Origin of the sequence: Actinosynnema sp. NPDC053489, assembly GCF_044544865.1 — a bacterium.
In the GTDB taxonomy this organism is placed as follows: domain Bacteria; phylum Actinomycetota; class Actinomycetes; order Mycobacteriales; family Pseudonocardiaceae; genus Actinosynnema.
In genome coordinates, this window is the sequence record NZ_JBITXT010000001.1 from 114,064 (window position 1) to 133,042 (window position 18,979).

The 18,979-nt window shown below is 72.8% G+C and carries 13 protein-coding genes; 9 read left to right on the forward strand and 4 right to left on the reverse strand.

The window, feature by feature from the left end:
• Nucleotides 1-1,353 (reverse strand): ABC transporter substrate-binding protein, encoded by a 1,353-nt coding sequence (locus tag ACIGNX_RS00490; protein WP_396534716.1) that lies wholly within the window; start codon nt 1,351-1,353, stop codon nt 1-3.
• Nucleotides 1,354-1,456: 103 nt separating this feature from the next.
• On the opposite strand from ACIGNX_RS00490, the gene ACIGNX_RS00495 reads away from it, so the two are divergent.
• The 8 genes from ACIGNX_RS00495 (at nt 1,457) to ACIGNX_RS00530 (ending at nt 12,646) form a co-directional block, all read left to right on the forward strand.
• Nucleotides 1,457-2,620 (forward strand): LacI family DNA-binding transcriptional regulator, encoded by a 1,164-nt coding sequence (locus ACIGNX_RS00495; protein ID WP_396534718.1) that lies wholly within the window; start codon nt 1,457-1,459, stop codon nt 2,618-2,620.
• Between the two features lie 423 nt (nt 2,621-3,043).
• On the forward strand, nt 3,044-4,690 hold the full coding sequence (locus ACIGNX_RS00500; RefSeq protein WP_396534720.1) for a glycoside hydrolase family 27 protein: 1,647 nt from the start codon (nt 3,044-3,046) through the stop codon (nt 4,688-4,690).
• 63 nt (nt 4,691-4,753) lie between these two features.
• Nucleotides 4,754-6,187 carry a family 43 glycosylhydrolase gene (locus ACIGNX_RS00505; protein WP_396534722.1) on the forward strand — a complete coding sequence of 478 codons (1,434 nt, stop codon included), beginning with the start codon at nt 4,754-4,756 and terminating at the stop codon, nt 6,185-6,187.
• A 41-nt stretch (nt 6,188-6,228) separates the two neighbouring features.
• The gene (locus tag ACIGNX_RS00510) at nt 6,229-7,602 is read left to right on the forward strand and encodes a glycoside hydrolase family 43 protein (RefSeq protein ID WP_396534724.1); all 1,374 of its coding nucleotides are present in this window, start codon (nt 6,229-6,231) and stop codon (nt 7,600-7,602) included.
• A 399-nt stretch (nt 7,603-8,001) separates the two neighbouring features.
• Complete coding sequence (locus tag ACIGNX_RS00515; protein WP_396534726.1) at nt 8,002-9,267, forward strand: ABC transporter substrate-binding protein; 1,266 nt, start codon at nt 8,002-8,004, stop codon at nt 9,265-9,267.
• Nucleotides 9,264-10,223 (forward strand): carbohydrate ABC transporter permease, encoded by a 960-nt coding sequence (locus tag ACIGNX_RS00520; RefSeq protein ID WP_396534728.1) that lies wholly within the window; start codon nt 9,264-9,266, stop codon nt 10,221-10,223. The genes ACIGNX_RS00515 and ACIGNX_RS00520 overlap by 4 nt, the downstream gene beginning before the upstream one ends.
• Nucleotides 10,220-11,068: a carbohydrate ABC transporter permease gene (locus ACIGNX_RS00525; RefSeq protein WP_396534730.1), complete on the forward strand. Its 849-nt coding sequence runs from the start codon at nt 10,220-10,222 to the stop codon at nt 11,066-11,068. The genes ACIGNX_RS00520 and ACIGNX_RS00525 overlap by 4 nt, the downstream gene beginning before the upstream one ends.
• A 24-nt stretch (nt 11,069-11,092) precedes the next feature.
• Complete coding sequence (locus ACIGNX_RS00530) at nt 11,093-12,646, forward strand: glycoside hydrolase family 43 protein (RefSeq protein WP_396534732.1); 1,554 nt, start codon at nt 11,093-11,095, stop codon at nt 12,644-12,646.
• 8 nt (nt 12,647-12,654) lie between these two features.
• Here the strand turns inward: ACIGNX_RS00530 and ACIGNX_RS00535 are convergent, their stop codons facing one another.
• Nucleotides 12,655-13,581 (reverse strand): zinc-binding dehydrogenase, encoded by a 927-nt coding sequence (locus tag ACIGNX_RS00535; protein ID WP_396534734.1) that lies wholly within the window; start codon nt 13,579-13,581, stop codon nt 12,655-12,657.
• Nucleotides 13,582-13,664: 83 nt separating this feature from the next.
• Here ACIGNX_RS00535 and ACIGNX_RS00540 point away from each other — a divergent pair, with 83 nt between their 5' ends.
• Nucleotides 13,665-14,318: a TetR/AcrR family transcriptional regulator gene (locus ACIGNX_RS00540; RefSeq protein WP_396534736.1), complete on the forward strand. Its 654-nt coding sequence runs from the start codon at nt 13,665-13,667 to the stop codon at nt 14,316-14,318.
• A 592-nt stretch (nt 14,319-14,910) separates the two neighbouring features.
• Here the strand turns inward: ACIGNX_RS00540 and ACIGNX_RS00545 are convergent.
• Both ACIGNX_RS00545 and ACIGNX_RS00550 read right to left on the reverse strand, forming a co-directional pair.
• Nucleotides 14,911-15,696: a FadR/GntR family transcriptional regulator gene (locus ACIGNX_RS00545; RefSeq protein ID WP_396534738.1), complete on the reverse strand. Its 786-nt coding sequence runs from the start codon at nt 15,694-15,696 to the stop codon at nt 14,911-14,913.
• 126 nt (nt 15,697-15,822) lie between these two features.
• On the reverse strand, nt 15,823-18,681 hold the full coding sequence (locus ACIGNX_RS00550) for a glycosyl hydrolase family 95 catalytic domain-containing protein (RefSeq protein ID WP_396534740.1): 2,859 nt from the start codon (nt 18,679-18,681) through the stop codon (nt 15,823-15,825).
• Nucleotides 18,682-18,979: the final 298 nt, after the last annotated feature.

Sequence of the window (18,979 nt, forward strand, 5' to 3'; positions counted from 1 at the left end):
TCACCCGCCGATCTGGCGGGTGTAGTCGGCCTGGACCCGGCCCAGCAGGTCGTCCGGTCCCCGTTCACCCGCCGCCAGCTCCTGCAGGCGCGGCGTCCAGCTCTCCGCCAGGATCGCGCCGGTGGCGTTGGCCACGAAGTCCATGCCCGTGCCGTTCGCGACGACCTGCTCGGCGGCGGCGAGGGTGGCGGCCGTGACCGACCCCGGCTCGACCGGCGGCACGGGAGCGCCGACGGGTCCGAGGGGGAGCGCGCCGCCCACCCGCACGGTGGTCTCGCGCGCCACCGGGTCGGTGACCGCCCAGTCGAGGAAGGCGGCGGCGCAGTCGGGGTGCGCCGCGCGGGCCGGGACGCCGAACGTCGGCGGGCCCGACATCGCCGCGCGCGGGTCGCCCGCCCGCACCGGCGGCACCAGGAAGAAGCCCACCCGGCCGGGCATCCGCCGGTCCAGCGTCGCGGACTCCCAGTCGCCGTCGACCAGGAACAGCGCCCGGCCGGAGGTGAACCGGTCGAGCATCCGCGCGTAGTCGGTGGCGTTGAGGTCGGCGTCGAAGTACCCGGCCCGCAGCCACCGCCACAGGTGCCGCACGGCCTCCGCGTTCGCCGGCGTGTCGATCCGCGCCCCCGGCCGCTGGAAGGTCCACGCGTCGATCTCCGACGGGGAGCCGTAGGCGGCCATGAGGCTCTGGAGGGGGAACGCGAGACCGCCCACCGCGCCCGAGTTGAACCCCGCCAGCGGCGTGATGCCCGCGGCCTTCGCCCGCGCCAGGGCGTCGTCCCACTCGGCCAGCGTGGCGGGCTCGCGGAACCCGATCCGCGCCGCCAGGTCCTTGTTGTAGAACACCCCGGTCACGCTTGTCGAGAAGCCCGTCGCGTACAGCGGGCCGGACCCGCGCGGCCGTCCGCCCGGGTCGACGCGCATCGGCCGCAGCTGCCCGGGCGGCCAGCGGTCCCAGCCGAACCACGCCGCGTAGCCGTCGAGGTCGCGCAGCAGGCCGTCGCGCACCAGGTCGGACACCTGCGGCAGCCGGACGAGGTCCGGCGGGTCGTCGGCCAGCAGGCGGGGCGCGTTCTGCGTCAGCACGGCGAACTGCTCCTCGCGCACGTCCCACGTCACGGCCGGGTGCTGCCGGGTGAACTCGTCCGCGAGGGCCTTCGCCAGGGGGAAGCCGGTCTCGAAGCGGGCGCGCAGCACCACCGGTCCCGGGCCGCACCCCGGTTCGGACGTCACGGCCGTCGACGTGCCGGCCGCGGTCGCCCGGTCCGGGCCCGGCGCCGCGCAGCCGGCGAGCAGCGACGCGGCCAGCGCGGCGGCGGCGATCGCGTGTGGACCGAAGCGTCGTGGACGGGACAAGAGCCTCCCTCTCGTGAGCTAAATCGTGTTAGCTTCCCAGGGTTTCGGGACGTCGCCGTCCGGGTTCCGGGGTCGGTGCGTCCCTTGGGGACGGAGGATCCCGGTGGGGCGACGACGCATCACGCTGGCCGACGTGGCCAAGGCGACCGGTGTCTCGACCACGACCGTGTCGCTCGTGCTGGCCGGTCGCGGCGCGGAACTGCGCATCTCCGACGAGGTGCAGCAGCGCGTGCGGTCGACCGCCCAGGAGCTGGGCTACCGGCGCAACACCCTCTCGGTGGGGCTGCGCACCGGGCACACCCAGACGATCGGCTTCGTGTCCGACACCGTGGCGTCCTCGCTGCTGGCCGGGAACATGATCAAGGGCGCGATGGAGGCCGCGCACCGGCGGGGCTTCATGCTGTTCTGCGGCGAGAGCGGCGGTGACCCGGACGTCGAGCGCGCGCTGGTCGAGGCGATGCACGACCGACGGGTCGACGGGATCATCTTCGCGGCCATGTACACCCGCAAGGTCGCCGTGCCGGAGGGGTTGGACCACGGTCCGGCCGTCCTGCTCAACGCGCTGCCCGCGGCCTACTCGCCCGTGCCCGCGGTGCTGCCGGACGAGGTGGAGGCGGGTCGGGCCGCGGCGCGCGTCCTGGTCGAGGCGGGGCACCGGGAGGGCGTCCACCTGGTCGGCGCCGGGCCCGGGCTCGACGACGTGCCGCCGAACAGCATCGCCGCCCGGGAGCGCCTGATCGGCATGCGCCAGGTGTTCGAGGGCGCGGGCGTGTCCGTCGTGAGCGCGCACCAGTGCCCGAAGTGGATGCCGGAGAACGGCTACGAGACGACCCGGCGCATCCTGCGCCACCACCGGCCGAAGGCCCTCGTCTGCCTCAACGACCGGCTCGCGTTCGGCGCCTACCAGGCGCTCGCCGAGGTCGGGCTGTCGGTGCCGGACGACGTGTCGGTGGTGTCGTTCGACGACCACCCGATCGCCTCGTGGATGCGGCCCCGGCTGACCACCGTCGCCCTGCCGCACCACGAGCTGGGCGTGCGGGCGGTGGAGGTGCTGTTCGCGGCGGCGGAGCGGCGCAGGCGTGCCCGGGGTGCTCCCGCCGTGCACCGCGTGCCCATGTCCGTCAAGCCCGGTGAATCGGTCAAACCCGTGTCCGCGCCCTCGCGCCGGCTCGACCTCCCGGCTGTTGTTCACGCTCACAAGACGAAACGACAAAGCGGGTTGGTTCAAGGGACCGAACGGCGTAATCCCGCGCCGGAGAGCTTTTAGCAGCACGAATCACCGCAGGCTGCGCCGAGCCGGGCGCGAGGTTCCGCACGTCGTTGCTAAAGTTAGCGCTCACAGTTTTAGCTTTGACCTCGCTTCGGCGCCCTGGCTACATTGGCGTGACAACGAAGGCCGCCGGCGCTCCGGGCGTCATCCCGCCCGCTCCCGCCGAGCGTCGCCGTGATCGCCGTCGACGATGACGTGGGGAATCCGATGCGACGAAGCCCAGTGGCACCGATCGCGGCCTTCCGCCGGCCCCGCGCGGTGCGCCGAAGAGCCGTGGCGACCCGCACCCGGCGGCGCTGACCGCCTGCCGACCCGCTCGCTGTCCGGTGGCGCACCCGGCCGCCGGACGGCTCTCGCACGCCCGTGCACCGGACACCCCTGCCGCCGACGCACCGACCCGTGAAGCTGAAAGAGGCGATGATGCCCACCCGTCAACGCGGACGACTCCTCCACCTCGCCACGGCGGCCCTCACGGCGCTGGGCGTGCTCACCGCGGCGCCCACCGCGCTCGTCGCCGAGGCCGCGCCCGGCAGCCCGGCCCTCACCCCGCCGATGGGCTGGAACAGCTGGAACAGCTTCGGCTGCGGCATCACCGAGGGGCAGGTCCGGCAGGCCGCCGACGCGATGGCGTCCTCCGGCATGCGCGACGCCGGCTACCAGTACGTCGTGGTCGACGACTGCTGGTTCGACCCGAACCGCGACAGCGCGGGCAACCTGCGCGCCCACCCGACGAAGTTCCCCAGCGGCATGAAGGCGCTCGGCGACTACATCCACGGCAAGGGCCTGAAGTTCGGCATCTACCAGGCGCCCAACGAGAAGACCTGCGCCCAGGGCACGGGCGCGCACCCCGGGGCCACCGGCAGCAAGGGCCACGAGGCGCAGGACGCCCGGTCGTTCGCCTCGTGGGGCGTGGACTACCTCAAGTACGACTGGTGCTCGGGCAGCGGCACGCGGGACGAGCAGGTCGCCCGGTTCACGATCATGCGCGACGCGCTGCGCGCCACCGGCCGCCCGATCGTCTACAGCATCAACCCCAACAGCTTCCACGCGATCACCGGCGACAAGTACGACTGGGGCGAGGTGGCCGACCTGTGGCGGACCACCGAGGACCTGCTCGACATCTGGCAGAACGGCAACACCAACAGCTACCCGATGGGCGTGGGCAACGTCCTGGACGTCACCGCGCCGCTGGCGGCCCAGACCGGTCCGGGCAACTGGAACGACCCGGACATGCTCGTCGTCGGCCGCCCCGGGCTGACCCTCACCGAGTCGCGCACCCACTTCGCCCTGTGGGCGCTGCTGGCCGCACCGCTCATGGCGGGCAACGACATCCGCACCATGTCGTCCGACATCAGCGCGGTGCTGCGCAACCCGCGCCTGATCGCGGTCAACCAGGACCGGTTGGGCGCGGGCGGCAGGCGGGTGCGCGACGACGGTGACGCCGAGGTCTTCGCCAAGCCCCTGGCGGACGGCTCCGTGGCCGTCGGCCTGATCAACCGGGGCGGCGGCACCGCCACCATCGCCACCACCGCCGCGCAGGTCGGCCTGACCGGCACCTCGTTCACCCTCACCGACCTGTGGACCGGCGCCACGTCCGGCAGCGGCGGCCAGATCTCGGCGAGCGTGCCCGCGCACGGCTCGGCGGTCTTCCGGGTCTCGGGCGGCTCCCCGTCGCCCGCCACGACCTCGCGCCTGCGCGGCACCGGTTCCGGCCGCTGCGTGGACGTGGACAACGCGGGCACCGCACCCGGCACGGCGACGCTCATCTGGGACTGCCACACCGCGGCCAACCAGCTGTGGACGACGTGGGGCAACGGCGAGATCCGGGTCTTCGGCGACAAGTGCCTCGACGCCTACAACCAGGGCACGACCAACGGCACCCGGGTGATCATCTGGACCTGCAACGGCCAGGACAACCAGAAGTGGACGCTGACCTCCGACGGGTCCGTCCGCAACGCCCGCGCCGGCCTGTGCCTGGACGTCAACCAGGCGGCCACCGCGAACGGCTCGACGCTGATCCTGTGGACCTGCAACGGGCAGAACAACCAGAAGTGGACCCGCGCCTGACCGACCGCGCGACCCGACACCACCGGCCCGACACCACCGGCCCGACACCGGGGGAGGAGCACCGTGCCCACCTGCCACGCGACCGTGACCGGCGGGTCGCTCCCCGACCCCAGCGCGTGCCGGGTCGGTGAGGACTACTACCTGGTGTGCTCGAGCTTCGAGTACTTCCCGGCGGTGCCGCTCTTCCACAGCCGCGACCTGCTCGGCTGGCGGCAGATCGGCAACGTCCTCGCCCGGCCGGAGCAGGTGCGGCTGCCCGCCGACGCGTCCGCCTCCCGCGGCATCCACGCGCCCGCCATCCGCCACCACGGCGGGCGGTTCCACGTCGTGGCGACCAACGCGTCGGCGGGCCGGGCCTTCCTGGTCACGGCCGACGACCCGCGGGGGCCGTGGTCGGACCCGGTGTGGCTCGACGTGCCCGGTGGCGCGGTCGACGTGGCGTGGGACGAGGACGGCGGCTGCTGGTGCGCCACGCCTGACGGCCTGGTGGCGCGCCTCGACCCGGCCACCGGGGCGGTGGTGGAGGGGCCGTGGCGGGCGTGGACCGACCACGGCCCGGACGGCTGCGCGCCGCCGCGCCTGCACCGCGTCGGCGACTGGTGGTACCTGCTCGCCGCCCGGGGGGACGGGCTCGTCGTCGCCCGCGCCCGCAGCCCGCGCGGGCCGTTCGAACGCGCGCCGGCCACCGGTGGCGCGTTACCGGGCTCCGGCCGCGTCGACCTGGTCGGCACGCCGGAGGGCGACTGGCGGCTGGTGCTGCCGGGAGCCGGTCGGCCGGGGCAGGAGGCGGTCCTGTCGCCGGTGCGCTGGGAGGAGGGGTGGCCCGTCGTCGGCGGGGGAAGCGCGACGACGGGCCACCCGCCGCCCCAGCCGGCGCGGGAGGACTTCGACGGGTCGACCCTCGCCCCCTGCTGGATCACCCCGCGCGAGCGCCCCGACGACTCGTGGTCGTTGACCGAACGCCCCGGCTGGCTGACCCTGCGCGCCACCGGCGACACCCTCGACCGGCCCGGCTGCACGTTCCTCGGGAAGCGCCTGCGGCACGCCGACTCGCGGGTGTCGGTGCGCCTGGAGCCCGGCGCGGCGCGGGCCGGGGTCAGCATCCGGTGCGACGAGGCGCACCACTACGACTTCGAGGTCGTGGCGGGCCGGGTCGACGTGGTGGCGAGGATCGGCCCGGTGCGCCAGGTCGTGGCGAGCCGGGCGGTCGACCCAGGCCCGGTCACGCTCACCGTCCTCACCCGCACCACCGAGCTGGTGCCGCCGTCGTCCGTGCGGCCGACCGACGAGCCGACGGGTGTCGACCCCGCCGGCCCGGACACCATCGCCTTCCACGTGGACGACGACCCCGCGCCCCTGGCCGAGCTGAGCGGGCGGTACCTGTCGCCCGGTTGCGCGGACGGCCTCCCCGGGCGGGTCGTCGGCATGTACGTCACCCGCGGGGTCGCGGCGTTCGACTGGTTCGACCACCGCGACCGGCTCTCACCGACCGGGTGAGAGCAGCGGGCCAACCGAGGTCCCCACCCGGAGGTTCACCCATGAAACCGTTCCCGGCCATCCCGCGGCGGGCGGCCGCCCTGCTCACCGCGCTGCTCTGCGCCCTGGTGCTCGCACCCGCCGCGGCCAGGGCCGACAACCCGATCGTCCAGCACATCTACACCGCCGACCCGGCCCCGTTGGTCCACAACGGACGCGTGTACCTCTACACCGGGCACGACGAGGACAACTCCACCTGGTTCACCATGAAGGAGTGGCGCGTCTGGTCCTCCGACGACATGGTGAACTGGACCGACCACGGCTCGCCGATGAACCTGGCCACGTTCTCCTGGGCCAAGCAGGACGCGTGGGCGGGCCAGGCGATCGAGCGCAACGGCAAGTTCTACTGGTACGTGCCGGTGGTCAACCGGGCCACCGGGCGGATGGCGATCGGGGTGGGCGTCGCCGACAGCCCCACCGGCCCGTTCCGCGACGCGATCGGCCGGCCGCTGGTGGAGAACGGCGAGATCGACCCGACCGTGTTCATCGACGACAACGGCCAGGCGTACCTGTACTGGGGCAACCCGAACCTGTGGTACGTGCGGCTCAACGCCGACATGACCTCGTTCTCGGGCAGCCCCACGCAGGTGCCGCTCACCACGGCGGGCTTCGGCTCGCGGTCCGGTGACGCCAACCGGCCCACCCTGTACGAGGAAGGCCCCTGGGTCTACAAGCGCAACGGCCTGTACTACAACGTGTTCGCGGCGAAGTGCTGCTCGGAGTTCATCGCCTACTCCACCGCGCCCAGCCCCACCGGGCCGTGGACCTACCGCGGCACGGTCATGCCGACCCAGGGCGGCAGCTTCACCAACCACGCCGGGATCGTGGACTTCAAGGGCGGTTCCTACTTCTTCTACCACAACGGCGCGCTGCCCGGCGGCGGTGGTTTCACCAGGTCGGTGGCCGTGGAGAAGTTCACCTACAACGCCGACGGCACGATCCCGACGATCAACATGACCACCGGTGGCGCACCGCAGGTGGGCACGCTCAACCCGTTCGCCCGGCAGGAGGCCGAGACCATCGCCTGGGGCTCGGGCATCGAGACCGAGCCGGCGTCCGAGGGCGGGATGAACATCGGCTGGATCGAGAACGGCGACTACGTCAAGGTGAAGGGCGCGGCGTTCGGCTCGGGCGCGCGGTCGTTCAGCGCGCGGGTCGCCTCGGCCGGGTCCGGCGGCACGGTCGAGGTCCGGTTGGACGGCCCGAACGGCACGGTGGTGGGCCGCTGCGGCGTGTCCGGCACCGGCGGCTGGCAGACCTGGACCACGGTGTCCTGCCCGATCAGCGGCGCGACCGGCACCCACGACCTGTACCTGCGGTTCACCGGTGGCAGCGGCTACCTGTTCAACGTGAACTGGTGGCAGTTCACCGCCTGACCGGCGTGCGGTGGTCGCGGGCGCCCGGCCCGCGACCACCGGTCGGCCGGGACCGTCCACTCAGGACCGAAGCGGCTGCGGCACCCCGAAGCTCCGGCGGGGCGGGTCCGCCTGGATTCCGAACCGATTCCGACACCTTAGATATTTCGCGTTCACAAAGTGATCCGGAGAAACGCTCACTGCGGGAGGTCGGAGTCGCGGAAACCGCGCGGTGCAAGGGTTCTTGACGGCCCCTGTGACACAGCTTACTGTCGTGAGCGCTAACAATCGGAGTTGAGAGCGAAACTTTCGGCCGCACGGTGCGGTGGGCACTCGACCCGGTTCACGCGATCGCCGGCCCGCGGCGCCCAGCCGCCGCGCGGCGATGCCGCCTGTTCTCGCACACCCTGGAGAAGCGTCGTGAAACTCCGCTCGCCCCTGCTCGCCGCCGCGGTCCTGGCCCTGCTCACCGCCTGCACGCCGGGCACGGGAGGCGGCGGCGGGGGAGGCGATGACAAGTCGTTCGACTTCTGGTCGTTCTCCGCCATCAACCAGAAGCTGACCGTGGACGCCTACCAGGCGAAGCACCCGGACGTCCAGATCAAGCTGACCGAGGTCGGCACGTCGACCGAGACCGCCCAGTCGCTGACCACCGCGCTGGCGGGCGGCAAGGTGCCGGACCTGGTGCTGATCCAGGGCGACAACCTGCCGCAGTTCGTGGAGCAGCCCCAGAACTTCGTCGACCTGCGCACGCTGGGCGCGGACGACATCAAGGGCGACTACCTGGATTGGGTGTGGAAGCAGAGCGTCGCCAAGGACGGCGAGGTGCTGGGCGTGCCCACCGACGTCGGCGGCATGGCCGTGGCGTACCGGACCGACCTGTTCGCCGCCGCCGGGCTGCCGACCGACCGCGAGGCCGTCAGCGCGCTGTGGCCGACCTGGGACGCGTTCATCGAGACCGGCAAGCGCTACAAGCAGGCCACCGGCAAGGCGTTCACCGACAACGCGGCGACCAGCGTGTTCTACCAGGCGGTCAACCAGGTCTCGGAGAAGTACTACAGCGCCGACCGCAAGCTGGTCTACAGCACCAACCCGCAGGTGAAGGCCGCGTTCGACCTCGGCATCAAGGCCGCCACCGCCGGGATCACGGCCGGGCAGTCCTCGTTCGAGAGCGCCTGGAGCGCCGGCATGGCGCAGGGCCAGTACGCCGCCGTGTCCGCCCCGTCGTGGATGCTCAACAGCATCCGCAGCACCGCGCCCGACACCAAGGGCAAGTGGGACATCGCGAAGATCCCCGGCGGCTCGGGCAACTGGGGCGGCAGCTACCTGGCCATCCCCAAGCGCGCGAAGAACCCGCAGGCGGCCTGGAACTACATCAAGGAGATGCAGTCGCCGCAGGGGCAGCTGGAGCACTTCGCCCGCGTCGGCGCGCTGCCCTCGACCCCCTCGGTGTACCAGGACGCCAAGCTCGCCGACGCCAAGGACCCGTTCTTCGCCGACGCGCCGACCGGCAAGATCTACACCGACTCGCTGCTGGGCCTCAAGCCGTTCTACATCGGCCCCGACAGCGCCGCCATCGGCCAGGAGTTCCTCAACGCCATCACCAACGTCGAGCAGAGCGGCGGCAACCCGGCCACCGCGTGGGACGACGCGGTGCGCAACATCAAGACCGCCATCGGCGAGTGACCACCGTGACCGCCACGCTCACCCCGGCACCGTCGGCCGCGCTGCCGCCCCCGGCCACGCCGAAGGGCCGGGGGCTCGTCGACCGCCTGTCGCCCTACGCCTACGTCGCACCCTTCTTCGTCATCTTCGGGGTGTTCGGGCTGTTCCCGTTCGCCTTCACGTTCTACGTCGCCCTGTTCGACTGGAACCCGATCGGCGACCAGGTGTTCATCGGGGTGGACAACTTCACCCGGATGCTCGGCGACCCCCGGTTCTGGAACGCCGCCGGGAACACGGTGAGCATCTGGGCGCTGTCGACCGTGCCGCAGCTGCTGCTGGCGCTGGTGCTGGCGCACGTGCTCAACCACGCGCGGCTGCGGTTCGCGCTGTTCTTCCGGATGTCGGTGCTGGTCCCGTACATCACGTCGGTGGCGGCCACGGCGATCGTGTTCGCGCAGCTGTTCGACCGGGACTACGGGCTGCTGAACTGGCTGCTCGGGCTGGTCGGCGTGCAGCCGGTGGACTTCGTGCAGTCCACCTGGGGCAGCCACCTGCTCATCGCGACCATGGTGACGTGGCGGTGGTTCGGCTACACCACCCTGCTCTACCTCGCCTCGTTGCAGGCCGTGCCCCGCTCGGTGTTCGAGGCGGCGGCCATCGACGGCGCGGGACCGTGGCAGCGGTTCCGGCACATCACGATCCCCTCGCTGCGACCGGTGATCATCTTCACCGTCGTCACCTCGACCATCGGCGGGCTCCAGATCTTCACCGAACCGCTGCTGATCGCCTCGGGCGCGCCGCTGACCTGCGGCGCGGTGCGGCAGTGCCAGACGTTGACGCTGTTCCTCTACGAGCAGGGCTTCGGGCAGTTCGAGTTCGGCTACGGCTCGGCGGTCGGGGTGGCCCTGTTCGTGATGGTCGTGGTGATCGCGGCGATCAACTACCTGCTGTCGACCCGGATCAAGGCGGACCGATGACGAGCACCGCGCCGCGCGGACGGCGCCCCGGCCGGGTCCGCTGGTACACCTACCTGCTGCTGTGCGCGGCGACGGCCGCGTGCCTGTTCCCGCTGTACTGGATGTTCATCGTCGCCACGACCGACACGGCCACCGCGACGAAGATGCCGCCCGAGATCGTGCCCGGCGGCAACTTCTTCCACCTCGTGGACCTGGTGCTCGACACCGTGCCGTTCGTGCAGGCGCTGCTGAACAGCCTGGCCGTGGCCACCGCGATCGGCGTGGGCCAGGCCGTGCTGTGCGCGCTGGCCGGGTTCGCCTTCGCCAAGCTGCGCTTCCGCGGCCGCAACGCGCTGTTCCTGGTCGTCGTGCTCACCATGACCGTGCCGACGCAGCTGTCCGTCATCCCGCAGTACATGATCATGTCGGAGCTGGGCTGGGTCGACACGTTGCAGGCGCTGATCGTGCCCGGCCTGGCCAGCGCGTTCGGCATCTTCTGGATGCGCCAGCACATCACCGCGACCATCAGCGACGAGCTGATGCAGGCCGCCCGGATCGACGGCGCGTCGACGTGGCAGGTGTTCTGGCGCATCGCGTTCCCGATCGTGCGGCCGGCGGCGTTCGTGCTGGGCCTGTTCGGGTTCGTCACGGCGTGGAACGACTTCCTGTGGCCGTTCATCGTGCTCAAGTCGCCCGAGCGCTACACCGCGCAGATCGCCATCAAAGCGCTGCAGAACAGCTACGACGTCGACCTCGGCCTGGCCATGTCCGGCTCGTTCCTGGCCACCATCCCCCTGGTCCTGCTGTTCGTCCTGGTCGGCCGGCGCATGGTCGCCGGCATCCTCGAAGGCGCCTTCAAGGGCTGAGAACCCCGCACGACAAGGAAAACGATGACTGCACCGAAGCCCGAGGCGTCCCACTACGACAACCCCGTGATCCCCGGGTTCCACCCCGACCCCAGCGTGTGCCGGGTCGGCGAGGACTACTACCTGGTGTGCTCCAGCTTCGAGTACTTCCCGGGCGTGCCGATCTTCCACAGCCGCGACCTGGTGAACTGGCGGCAGGTCGGCAACGTGCTGGACCGCCCGTCCCAGTTGCCGCTGCCGGCCGACGCGATGGCCTCCGACGGCATCTACGCGCCCACGATCCGGCACCACGACGGCCGGTTCTGGGTCATCACCACGAACGTCTCGCACGGCGGCAACTTCACCGTCACCGCCGAGCGGCCCGAAGGGCCCTGGTCGGACCCGGTGTGGCTGGACCTGCCCGGCATCGACCCCGACCTGGCCTGGGACGAGGACGGCAACTGCTGGTGCGCCTTCGCCGGTGCGCACGGGCCGACGTTCAACGGCGTGCAGGTCGCCCGCGTCGACCCCGCGGCGGGGAAGGTGCTGGAGGGACCGGTGCCCGCGTGGGAGGGCACCGGGTTGCAGTGGCCGGAGGCGCCCCACCTGTACCGCGTCGGCGACTGGTGGTACCTGCTGATCGCCGAGGGCGGCACCGAGCGCGGCCACACCGTGGCGGTGGCCCGCGCCCGCTCGCCGCGCGGGCCGTGGGAGTCGGCCCCGGCCAACCCCGTCCTGTCGCACCGCAGCACGAGCAGCCCCATCCAGAGCACCGGTCACGCCGACCTGGTCACCACCCCGGACGGGGACTGGTGGATGGTGCTGCTGGCCACCCGCCCGGTCGGGTACAGCCCCAAGTTCCACGTCCTGGGCCGGGAAACGTTCCTCACCCCCGTGCGGTGGGAGGACGGCTGGCCGGTCGTCGGCCCGGTGCGGGAGCGGGAGCAGGCGCCGCCCGGAGCCGGCCCGCGGGAACCCGCGCCGCGGCGGGACGACTTCGACGGACCCGCGCTCGCGCCGCAGTGGATCTCGCCGCGGTCGCGCCCGGACGGCGCGTGGTCGTTGACCGAGCGGCCGGGGTGGCTCGCCCTGCACGCCACCGGTCCCACGCTGGACGAGCCGGGCTGCACGTTCCTCGGCCGGCGCCAGCAGCACCCGGAGAGCCGCACCGACGTCCTGCTGGACCCCGCCGCCGGTCGCGCCGGCGTGACGGTCCGACTGGACGAGGGGCACCACTACGACCTGGAGGTGGCCGACGGGCAGGCCCGCGTCGTCGCCCGGATCGGACCGCTGCGCCAGGTCGTGGCCACCCGCGCCGTGCCGCCCGGCCCGGTGCGGCTGGTGATCACCACCCGGGCGGCCCGGAAGTGGTCGGCGGGGCAGGAGCGGCGGTCCGGCCTGCACGTGGCCGGGCCGGACTTCATCGCCTTCCACGCGGGTGACGACCCCGAGCCGCTGGCCGAGCTGGACGGCAGGTACCTGTCCACGGAGGTCGCCACCGGCTTCACGGGCCGGGTGATCGGCCTGTACGTCACCGAGGGCACCGCGTGGTTCGACTGGTTCGACCACGGGCCGCTCGACGAGCCGGGGAGCGACTGACCGGCGCGTCAGTCCAGCTCCAGCACCGCCTTGCCGTGCAGCCGCCGTTCCACCAGGGCCCGGACGGCGTCCTCGGCGTCGCGCCAGCTGCCGCGCCAGGACACGTTCGGGTCCAGCGCGCCCGCGTGCACCCGGTCCGCCAGCCAGGTCAGGTCCGGCCCGAGGTCCGGGCAGTCCAGCAGGAAGAAGGTGACCAGGGAGCGGTCGTGCCCGCCCGTGCCCTCGAGGGCTCCGGGCGGGAACACGGCCGGCTCGCCGGAGGAGCGGCCGACCGAGACGACCGTGCCGTGCGCGGCCAACCGGGCGTGTGCCGCGACCAGGTGCGGCCCGCCGACGACGTCGAGGGCGCCGTGGACCGGGTCGGCGAGTTCCCGGGGGTCGGCGACCACCTCGTCCGCGCCCAGCGCGCGCAACCGCTCGCCGTGGCGGTCGGGGTCGCCGGTGGTGGCGACGACGTGCGCCCCCGCTCGGTGGGCCAGCTGCACGGCGTAGCGGCCGACCCCGCCGGTGGCCCCGGTGACGAGCACCCTCCTGCCGAGGACCGGGCCCAGCCGGTGCAGGCCGCGCAGGGCGCTCAGCCCCGCCACCGGGATGGTGCTCATGGCCCCGGCGTCCGCGTCCGCCGGCACGACGCCCAGCAGGTCGGTGGGCACGGCGCGCAGCTCGGCCCAGCCGCCCGCGGGGGCGAGGGTGACCACCGGCGTGCCCTCGGCGGGTCCGGAGCCGTCGGCGGCGGCGCGCTCGACCACGCCCGCCGCGTCCCAACCGAGGACCGCGCCGTCGGGTGAGCCGGGGACCAGGCCCTTGACCTCGCCGGAGTTCAGCGAGGTCGCGGTGACCCGGACGAGCGCCTGGTCCGGGGCGGGCACGGGGTCGGGCGCCCGGCCGAGGCGCAGGCCGGCGGGGGCGGAGCGGTCGACGAGCAGTGCGCGCATGGCGGCCCTTCCCGGTTGTGGTGGCGCAAAGTGCCACTCAGTGGCAGAAGCGTATCAGTGGCCTGTGGGTTAGGCTGTCCCCGATGAGCGTCCCCGCCGTGCCCGAGACCCACCTGCCGCTGCGCGAGCGCAAGAAGCGGCGCACCCGTGAGGCGTTGCTGGCCACCGGGCTGCGCCTGTTCGCCGAGCGCGGGTTCGCCGAGACGACGTTGGACGAGCTGTGCGCCGCGGTCGAGGTCTCGAAGCGCACGTTCTTCCGCACGTTCGCCGGCAAGGAGGAGTTGGCCAACGCGCCGCTGCACGACCTGTGGACGCGGTTCCTGCGGGAGCTGGGCGAGGCGGAGCCCGCGGGGGAGGGGCTGGCGGACTTCCTGCTCGGCGTGCTGCTGGGCGTGCTGGACGGGATGGCCGACCCGGACTGGCCGGGCCGGGTGCTGACCTCGCGCCGGCTGGCCGAGCGCAACCCGTCGATCGAGGCGGACGGCCTCTACTTCTGCGACCGCACCACCCGGGCCGCCGTGGCCGTGCTGCGGGAGCGCTTCGACCTGCCGGACGAGCTGCCGGTGCTGCTGGCGCTGGACGTCCTGGTCGCCGTGTTCCACCGGGCCCAGGAGGCGTGGGCGGCGGCGGGCGCGGCTACGCGGGACTCCCTGCGCGACCACGTGGTCGCGGCGTGGGCGGCGGTGCCGGTCGGGCTGGGCACGCCCCTGCGACCGGTGCGGGGAACCGGCGGCTGAACCGCGGAGCTGCCGGAGCCCCGGGAGCTGTCGGAGCCCGGGGAGCTGTCGGGACCGCCCTGGCCGCCCGACCGGCGCGGCGGGTGCGGTCCGGTGGTCAGGCCCGGGCCCAGCGCTGGTTGGCGCCGGCGTGGCAGGTCCGCACGATCACGGCCGTGCCGTTGGCGGTCGCACCTGTCCCCGCAGCGATCCCCGGCGCCGATGTCGTCCGAGATGCCGTGGATGCCGAGGTACGCCACGGGCTGCGTGCCGCCGGCGCACCCGCTGATCTCACCGGGCGCGGCGATGGCGGCGACGGTGCGGAACGCGGTCACCCGCGCGCACGCCGGCGAGTAGCTCATCACGCCGCCGTAGCCATGGCGGCGTGGCGGCGGACAGCGCACCCGGGCGAGCCGGCGCGGCGCGCGACACCGCGCCGGCCCGGGTTCGGATTCCAGGCAGCCCGGGACCCGGTGCGAGAGGTCCCGGGGCGACCGCCGCGAACCGGCGGTCGAGGGCGACGAACCGTCGTGTGTCGTACCTGGACGAGGGTCGTCACTGCGATTTGTAGCACACATCCGCGCGGACGGTCCAGCCGCGCGCGGGCCGGGCATCAGCCGAACAGGCGACGCTGGATCTCGCTGCGGTAGTCCTGCAGGGTGTTGTCCAGGTGGACGGCGGCGGCCTGCGCGGCGGCTTCCGGGTCGCCGTCGCGGATGGCCTGGTAGATGGCGAGGTGCTCCTCGACCGCCTCGGCGGCGTGCCCGCCGATGGTGCCCCGCAGCCCGATGGTGCTCGACTGGCGCTGCAACCGGCGGGCCTCGCGCACGGCGGCGACGAAGAACTGGTTGTGCGAGGCCGCCGCCACGGCGAGGTGGAAGTCCTCGTCACCGCGGTCGAACAGCGCGGCCTCGCCGGTCAGGTGCCCCTCGCGGCACGCCTCGGCGGCGGCGCCGATGGCGCGCAGCTCGGCCGGGGTCGCGTGGATGGCGGCCAGCCGGCTGGCCGCCGTCTCCTGCACGCGGCGGAACTCGAACAGCATGTAGACGTGGTCGAGGTTGGTCGGCAGGAAGAACCCGCCCCACCGGGCCGAGCCCAGCATGCCCTCGTCGTCGGCCACGTAGAGCCCGCGGCCCTTCTGCGCCCGCACCCGGCCGATCGCGGACAGGATCTTGACCGCCTCGCGCACCACCGTGCGGCTGGTGCCCATCCGCGTGGCCAGCTCGTTCTCGGTCGGCATCCGGTCGCCGGGCCGCAGCTCCAGCTCGGCGATCAGCTGGAGGATCTGCTCGGCCACCAGCTCGTAGCCGGGCCGGTAGGGACCCGTCGACCCGGCGGTGCCGGGCTGCCCGGCCGACGCGTCCGCCTCGACCCCCGGCACCACTGCGCCATCCGTCAACGCCGCTCCTCCGTGACGGGTCGCCTGCACGAGCACGACGGCCAACACCGTCCGGACAGCTTACATCCGGCCGGGTCCCCGAGAGCAGCGAGGGGTCGCCTATGTGTATTACTTATCGAAGCTGCGTCAGGCCCTCCGGAGTTGGAATCGCTGGTTCGTCGCACCGGTCAGCGCCCACTGCGAGATGCGCGCGCCGTCGGCGGTGGAGGCCGACCACACGTCCATCGCGAGGCCGCTCTGCTGGTTGACCAGGCTCACCACGCCGCCGCCGTGGTCGACCAACCGCCACAGCTGGTTGGGCGTGCCGGCGTCGCGCTGCTGGGTGATGTCGGCCCCGCTCGCGGTGCCGGAGACCTGGAGCACCAGGCCGCTGTGCCTGGCCCGGACGCGGTAGTGGTCGCCGCTGGGCAGGAAGTCGAACTGCTGGTTGAGGCCGGTGGTGGCCGACCACTGGACCAGGGCCGCGCCGGCGGTGGTGGACGCGCCGTTGACGTCGGCGCGCTTGCCGCTGTGCTGGGCCACGAGCTGGTAGTACACGCCCGGCTCGACCAGCGGCGGCGGGCCCTGCGAGGTCACCCGGTAGGTGTGGCCCGCCTGCCCGGTGAACCGGACCAGGTCGGCCTCGACCCGCTCGGGCGTGATGACCGCGCCGCTGGTCGCGTCGCGCAGCTCGTAGGTCCCGGTGAACACCCGGCTGCGCACCCGCACCGGGCCGTCCCGGTCCGGGGTGACGGACAACTCCGTGGCGTAACCGCCGCTCCACACCGCACCGACCGCGTACCCGCCCCGGCCGCGCAGTCCCGCGACCCGGCCGCTCGGCCAGGCGGGCGGCAGCGCGGGCAGCAGGTGCAGCTCGCCGTTGTGGCTGTGCAGCAGCATCTCGGCCACGCCGGAGGTCGCACCGAAGTTGCCGTCGATCTGGAACGGCGGGTGCAGGTCGAACATGTTGGGCGCGAGGCGGTCGGGCGTCACCAGGGAGCGGATCAGGTCGTGCGCCCGGCCGCCCTCCTCCATCCGCGCCCAGTAGTTGATCTTCCACGCCAGGGACCAGCCGGTGCCGGCGTCACCGCGCAGCTGCAGGGTCCGGCGGGCGGCCTCGAACAGCTGGGGCGTGCCCCGCTTGGTGATCTGGTTGCTCGGGTGCAGGCCGTACAGGTGGGAGACGTGCCGGTGGTTCGGCTCGGTCTCGACCCAGTCGTACAGCCACTCCATGACGTTGCCGCGCGAGCCGACCCGCGTCGGCGCGAGCCGCTGGCTCGTCGCCCGGACCCGGCCGCGGAAGTCGTCGTCCACGCCCAGCACCTCCGAGGCGCGGGCGCAGCCCTCGAACAGGTCGCGCAGGATCTGCATGTCCATCGTGGGACCGGCGCACACGCTGGCGTTGGCGTGGTGGGGCAGTTCCGGCGAGTTCGACGGGTTGGTGACCAGCCACTTCAGCGTCGGTTCCTCCACGAGGGTGTCGAGGAAGAACTGGGCGGCGCCCTTCAGCGCGGGGTAGTAGGAGCGCAGGAACGCCACGTCGCCGGTGAACAGGTAGTGGTCCCAGATCATGGTGGCCAGCCACGCGCCGCCGGTCTGCCACATCCCCCACAGCGCGCCGTCGACCACGGAGGAGCCCCGCCAGCCGTCGGTGTTGTGGTGGGTGACCCAGCCCCCCGCGTTGTACTGGGCCTTCGCGGTGCGCGCTCCGGTGACGGTCAGGTCGTCGATCATCCGGAACACCGGCTCGTAGCACTCGCCGAGGTTCGTCGTGTCCGCCGGCCAGTAGTTCATCGGCAGGTTCGCGTTGATCGTGTACTTCGAGTCCCACGACGGCGCGAGCTGGTCGTTCCAGATGCCCTGGAGGTTCGCCGGCTGCGTGCCCGGCCGCGACGACGACAGCAGCAGGTACCGGCCGTACTGGAACAGCAGCGCGGAGAACTGCGGGTCCGCGACGCCGTTGTGCTGCGCGATCCGCACGTCGGTCGGCTGGTCCGCCGCCGGGGTCCGGCCCAGGTCGAGGGTGACGCGGCCGAACAGCCTCTGGTGGTCGGCCACGTGCCGGGCGCGCAGCACGTCGTAGGACGTGCCCTGGGCGGCGTTGAGGCGGCCGCGGGCGATGCCCTGGTAGTCGCCGGCCACGTTGCGGTAGTCGACGTAGCTGGTGCCGATCGAGATCAGCAGCGTGGCGCTGGTCGCGTTGGAGACCCGCAGCGTGCCGCCCGAGCTGCTCGTCGTCCCGCCCTCGGCCACGACCTTGGCCAGCACGAGGAAGCGGACCGAGCCCGCGATGCCGCGCTGGTCGCCCGACCGGCCGTCCAGGGCGATCGTGGTGCCGTCCGGGCTCGACGCCGTCGCCCGCTGGGGCGTGCTGAACGAGGCGGTGAACGTGATCGAGCCCGGGGTCTCGGCCGTCAGCCGCACGGCGATCACCTGGTCCGGCGCGCTGGCGATCACCTCGCGCCGGTACCGGACGTTGTTCGCGGTGTAGGTGACCGCCGTCGTGGCGGTGGTCAGGTCGAGCCACCGCTGGTAGCCCGACACCGTCCCCGGTGAGGGGAAGGCGAGCCGCAGGTCGCCGACCGTCTGGTAGGCCAGTTGGCCCGCCGGGTTGCCGAGCATGGCCTGGTCGATGAGCGACTGGGCCTGCGTCCACTGGTTGGCGAAGACCAGCCGCCGGATCTCGGCCAGGTTCGCCGCGCCGCGCGTGTTGGTGTAGTCGTGCGGACCGCCCGCCCAGACGGTGTCCTCGTTGAGCTGCAACCGCTCCGTGTCGGCGTTGCCGAACACCATCGCGCCGAGGCGGCCGTTGCCGACCGGCAGCGCGCGCAACCAGTCCGAGCCGGCCGGCCCGTCGTACCAGAGCGCCAGGTCGTCGACGGCGCGGACCTCGGGAGGCGCGGCCGACCCGGCCCGGGCCGAGGCGGTCCAACCCCCCGACGCCAGCGCGGTCCCGGCGCCCACGGCGCCGATCTTCATCAGCCGCCGTCGTGGCAGATCAGGCATGTGACCCTCCAAAGTGGACGTCATCGTCGACGCGCCGAGGCCCGTGGGCAAGGTAGCCACCGGTGAACCCGACCGTCAATCGGCGGCGAACGGTCGGTGTGAGCGATAACATCATCACGCGTGCGCTGACCTGGTCGAATCCACATTCGACGGCGGGACGTAACCGCTGGATCGGCGGAATTAGCTCATTCGGCCCAGCGGGTTAGCGCTAACAATTTTAGCAATTCCGGACATTGACGCCACGTGTCGCCGCCGTTACGGTGCCGAAAAGGCCCGGATGCTCGCCGAAGGCCCTCCA